5 protein-coding genes are annotated in these 4,883 nt (G+C 35.1%); 1 reads left to right on the top strand and 4 read right to left on the bottom strand.

From position 1 onward, the window contains the following. Window positions 1-365: 365 nt before the first annotated feature. Window positions 366-584, top strand: coding sequence for a hypothetical protein (locus ACH2CJ_RS02840; RefSeq protein WP_394990570.1), 219 nt, complete (start codon window positions 366-368; stop codon window positions 582-584). Here the strand turns inward: ACH2CJ_RS02840 and ACH2CJ_RS02835 are convergent, their stop codons facing one another. From ACH2CJ_RS02835 to ACH2CJ_RS02820, 4 genes are all read right to left on the bottom strand, one after another. Next, entirely contained in the window at window positions 585-1,793 is a 1,209-nt protein-coding gene (locus ACH2CJ_RS02835) for a family 1 glycosylhydrolase (protein WP_394990569.1), read from the bottom strand. A gap of 201 nt (window positions 1,794-1,994) precedes the next feature. Then, window positions 1,995-3,170, bottom strand: coding sequence for an amine oxidase (locus ACH2CJ_RS02830; protein ID WP_394990568.1), 1,176 nt, complete (start codon window positions 3,168-3,170; stop codon window positions 1,995-1,997). Between the two features lie 10 nt (window positions 3,171-3,180). Then, window positions 3,181-4,320, bottom strand: a complete 1,140-nt coding sequence (glf, locus tag ACH2CJ_RS02825) for a UDP-galactopyranose mutase (protein WP_394990567.1) — start codon at window positions 4,318-4,320, stop codon at window positions 3,181-3,183. Further along, window positions 4,313-4,883: glycosyltransferase (locus tag ACH2CJ_RS02820; protein ID WP_394990566.1), on the bottom strand; the 571-nt coding region annotated here is incomplete at its 5' end. The genes glf and ACH2CJ_RS02820, both read right to left, overlap by 8 nt.

Raw genomic sequence — 4,883 nt, 5'->3', positions numbered from 1 at the left:
TATCAATGAATGCCTTAAAAGCCGCTTGGAAAAAACTCCAAGTTATTAAAGCTGATAATACTCTACTAAATCAGTGTGCGTAACTAAAGTTAGTAAGATTTGAATTTTCTGAGCGGTCAAAAATTGGGCGTCATTGCATTTTATCGTATTCTCAGTTTTTTTCGTAAAATTATTAAAAAAATAAAAGTTTGAAAAGCGTCAATGATTGATTTCACTAAAGAATATGTGAATGATATAAGTTTTTTAGAAAATTATGTAATACAATTCGATTTAGAATTAACCAATTTTGTATGTTATTCCATGGATATCAATCTATGAGTTGTGGTTATTTTTCATTCACGTTACTAAATTTAAAAATTCTGACTATGTTACGCAAAAACTATATCCAACGCTTAAAAACGAAAATAGTGTGGAAAAACATTATTCATGCAAAAACACTATTTCAAACGAATGTTTTTCCCTCTGAACAACAACCATCAGCACAAAATTTATCCGATAGTAATCAACCACGCATCAATGAAAACGAACTTTTTTCATTATTTACTGCCGACGTTAGTGGCAAAAACTTAGTTTATTTTAGGTAATTAATGATTGTGAAACAATAGTCCATAACTTTCTTCTGTTAATATATCTTTCCATTGTTCAATCAGCAATTTGTATGCTTCACCAACTGGAGTTATATTTCTGTCTAAATCGTATAAGCCAAGTTCATTTACATTCCCTGCATCGTCTCTTAAGGCCGAATCCCAATCAACCTGATGCAATAAACTATACCAAGTGAAGCCAATTAGCGGTATGCCGTCTTGTTTTAAGCGATGAACATTTGCCCATTGTTTATACAACCACTCTTTACATGCGGGCATTCTTATATTCGTTTCGGTGTGCATGATGGGTAATTTATACCGATTGTAATATTGATTTGTAATGACATAATAACCAAATATTTCGCCCGAAGCCTGCGTTGAGCCATCAGGATGCACCAAATGTTCATTAGTCACATAATAATCATTGCCCATAATGCAACGTGCTCTTACTTGATTTTGCGAAAACCATTTGTATTCTTTCTTGGTCATTCCATTTTCAAGTAAGTACTCATACATGGTTACATTTATAGGAAAACCATAAGTAAGGTCTAACGAAATGAATCTTTTATAATTGAGAAAACGGGCTAATGGCAGTGCTTGTGGTTGAGTGGCATGAAAATATTCGGTCGATTCGCTTTGAATAAAATTAGCTTCTGGCTGGATTTCAAGAATGGCGTGCATTGCCATCACATTTGCTTTGCAAAGGTGTTTTAAGGCAGTTACGAAAGTTGTATCCGAACTTAATCGTTCATTCCACCAGCCATATTGAGCCGAAAACATGGCGGTAATAAATATTTCATTGATTGGAGTATAAAACTGCAAATTAGGAAAACGGGTGGCGAAGGCTTTGGCATATTCGGCAAAATAAAAAGGAAAATCTGGATTCTGAAAATCTCCTAACCAATCAGGCAGTCCGAAATGACATAAATCTACAATCGGAGTTATGTTTAATTCCTCCATTCGATTAAATGTTAAATCTGTAAATTCCCAGTCATATATTCCTGGAGCAAGGTGAGTTTTATAATAAGGTGGGCCATAACGCAAAAATTCGATTCCCATTTCTTTCACTAAGTCGAAATCTTTTTCCCAATGCGTGTAATGCCCTGTTTTTTCCATTTCATCTACTCGCTTTACAGTACCATTTGGCAATAAAATGGTAGGATAACTGTTTTCAATTCCAGTGGCAAACATAAATTTACTTCCAGTCATAATTTCCGAATTTAAATATCATTCTCTTATTAAAAATAGTCGAGTAATCTATGTTGAAAAACTGAGCCTTAAATGGGTTCATCCCCTCAAGGATTGGTGTTTTCACTTGTTTTCTCCCTCGATTGAGGGTTATTCAAGCGGTTGGCAGCCGCTGTTAAACACTTTCAGTGTTTTTAACACGATTTTTATCCGTTATTCGCATTATTCAATAAAATGCTTTTGTTGTAAATAGTTTTGGGCTTTCAATAAAGCATCTGAAGTCGGAATATGAAGACTTCGTTGTTGATTTAAATCGACATCCCATAACCCAGCTAAATGCCAATTTGTTACATTATCCCAATCTGGGCGGTCGATAATCGGATACCAGCAGATGCCCCACAGCGGAACCCCCGCTGTTATTGCCAACGCACATTCTTTTGCAATTTTCTTCACCCAAAGTGGACGATCCTCTTTAGGATGACTGGTTTCGGTTAAAACCATCGGACGTTTATAACGTTTATAGGCTTTTAATAACAAGCGATTAGGCGGAATAAATCTATTATCACGACTATTGTTTTTCCAATCCAAAAATTCGTTTGTACCTAAAACCCATTGATTGTTGTAATAATAATTATACCCTAAAATATCAAGATATTCAGGTTTTCCTCTTAATTCTGGGCAAATTCGACCACATAAAATATCTGTAATTTGAAACTGGTCATTATGCACCGAGGCAGCTATCTGAATTTCTTTCAGGCTTGCATTTTGGTGCGGCACTATGTTTACTAAGGGTTCGGTTGTTAAAATACGAACAGATGAATCTATTTCTTTTATGGCTTCAATGCCTTCAATATAAGCTTTCATTATTCTGTATTTTACTTCCCACCCTTGGTTGATACAAAAAGGCGAAGTACCTCGTACATCTCCTCCCAACCACGATAAAAAACTTACTTCGTTGAACGGTGTTATAATTAATGTACTATCTGTATCGAGGCTGCGATAAAAAGTAACAAAAGCTCTACAAAGCGAAGCAAATCTTCGGGCAAACATAGGATGAAGCGGCGTAAGGTCGTCAGGAAAACCAAAATGACATAAATCCCAAACTTGCTGAATGTTATTTGTTTTCCCCGCTGCGATCATGCTTGCTACTACCGACCAGTCATATTGATAAGGTTTTTTTTCTACTTGACTCCACCTAATTCCCTCTCTTACCGTACGAATTTTGTAAGGCGACAAGCTTTTATAATCTTGGTCAATCATTTTTAAATGTCCTGTGAGGTCTAAAAAGTCAACTCTATCGCCAAAAGCATTTAGCTGGTCAGTACATTCATAGCCCGCCATCCAAAAGGATTGAAAAGGATTTGTTTTATTATGTAATTTTATATGTTGGTCCTGCATACTCACAAGCTTATACAGTAGTAAGTTTATGACCATTTATTGGCACTTCGTTTTCTAATTGGTGTTGCATTATTTTTTTGAAAAGTGATAACGATTGTGCCACAACTTGGTCCATATTGTAATACTTATAAGTGCCTAATCTACCAGTAAAAAGCGTATTTGCTTCTTTGGCAGCCAAAGCTTTGTACTTATTATATATTTCCATGTTTTCAGGGCGTGGTATCGGATAGTATGGGTCTCCTTCTGCCGTTGGATACTCATACACTATAGTGGTTTTGTCATGCTTTTGCCCAGTTAAATGCTTAAATTCAGTAATGCGAGTATAAGGCTGACTCATCGGAAAGTTAACTGTTCCTGTTGGTTGAAAATTTTCTTTATCAAGGGTTTGAAACTTGAAATCAATAGACCGATAAGGAAGTTTTCCGAAACAATAATCAAAGTAAGCGTCAATGGGTCCTGTATAAATTAATCTTTTAAAATCAATCGCATCTAAAACATCTTTATAATCAGTATTTAATAAGATATTGATATTAGGATGATCCAACATTCGCTGAAACATTTTAGTATATCCATGCAAAGGCATCGCCTGAAACGTATCTGTAAAATAACGGTTATCCTTATTGGTTCTGGTTGGTACTCGTGCCGTCACCGAAGCATCTAATTCAGAAGGGTCGAGGTTCCACTGTTTAAGGGTATAATGTTTAAAAAACTTTTCATACAGTTCTCTCCCAACAACATTTACAACGACATCTTCCGAAGTACGAATTACATCTTTTTTTTCTGCTTTGGAGTCAAAGAAATTCTGTACTTGTTCAGAAGAAAGATTTAATCCATACAAAGAATTTATGGTATTTTGATTAATCGGAATTGGCACTAATTGACCATCAACACTACCCAGTACATGGTGCTCATAAGGACGCCAATCTGTAAAATTGCCTAAATAATCAAAGACATCTTTCGAATTAGTATGAAAAATATGAGGCCCATATTTGTGTACCAAAATGCCATCATTATTATAATAATCATAGGTGTTTCCACCGATGTGATTTCTTTTGTCGAGCAACAAAACTTTCATATTGCCTTTTTTTGCTAATCTTTCTGCTAAGACAGCTCCCGCAAGACCTGCTCCTACAATTATATAATCATACATAAGTCTTGCTGTTTTTAAGTATAAAAATTCCTTTAGTTCTTAATTTTTTATTTATTAATTCCATCATGTTAGTCCAAGTAATTTCCCAAGATATTGTTTTGAGATATTCATCTACTTTTTCCAACCACTTACCTTTATCAATTATACTTAATTCTTTTTCTGCTGCATTTATGAATTCCGTAGCATTTTCTACAATATGAACCAAGTCATTTACACCATAAGGATTTACTACATCGGTAATAGGTGAAGAAATGACAGGTTTACCCGCTGCTAAATATTCGGGCGTTTTTGTTGGGCTGATAAATTTAGTAGATTCATTTATGGCAAAGGGAATCAAGGCAATATCCCAGCCGCTTAAATAAGAAGGCAATTCACTGTAAGTTTTAGCACCTAAATAATGAATATTTTTATTCCGTGGTAAAGTATCAGGATTTATTTTAACTACTGGTCCAATTAACACAAACTGCCAAGCTGGCTTCAAATCTGCCACTTGTTTAATCAAATCAATGTCAAAACGCTCATCAATTACGCCGTAAAACCCCAGTCGAGGATAAGGAATGGAC

It is taken from the genome of Emticicia sp., from assembly GCF_043780375.1.
GTDB lineage: Bacteria > Bacteroidota > Bacteroidia > Cytophagales > Spirosomataceae > Emticicia.
Note: the sequence above shows the minus strand (reverse complement) of the source record. Positions and strands in the feature narration are given on the sequence as shown.

Bases quoted from the DNA above. Each gene is read 5' to 3' on its own strand.
- ACH2CJ_RS02830 (WP_394990568.1), bottom strand. From the start codon at position 3,170: ATGCAGGACCAACATATAAAATTACATAATAAAACAAATCCTTTTCAA.
- ACH2CJ_RS02835 (WP_394990569.1), bottom strand. From the start codon at position 1,793: ATGACTGGAAGTAAATTTATGTTTGCCACTGGAATTGAAAACAGTTAT.
- ACH2CJ_RS02840 (WP_394990570.1), top strand. From the start codon at position 366: ATGTTACGCAAAAACTATATCCAACGCTTAAAAACGAAAATAGTGTGG.
- glf (WP_394990567.1), bottom strand. From the start codon at position 4,320: ATGTATGATTATATAATTGTAGGAGCAGGTCTTGCGGGAGCTGTCTTA.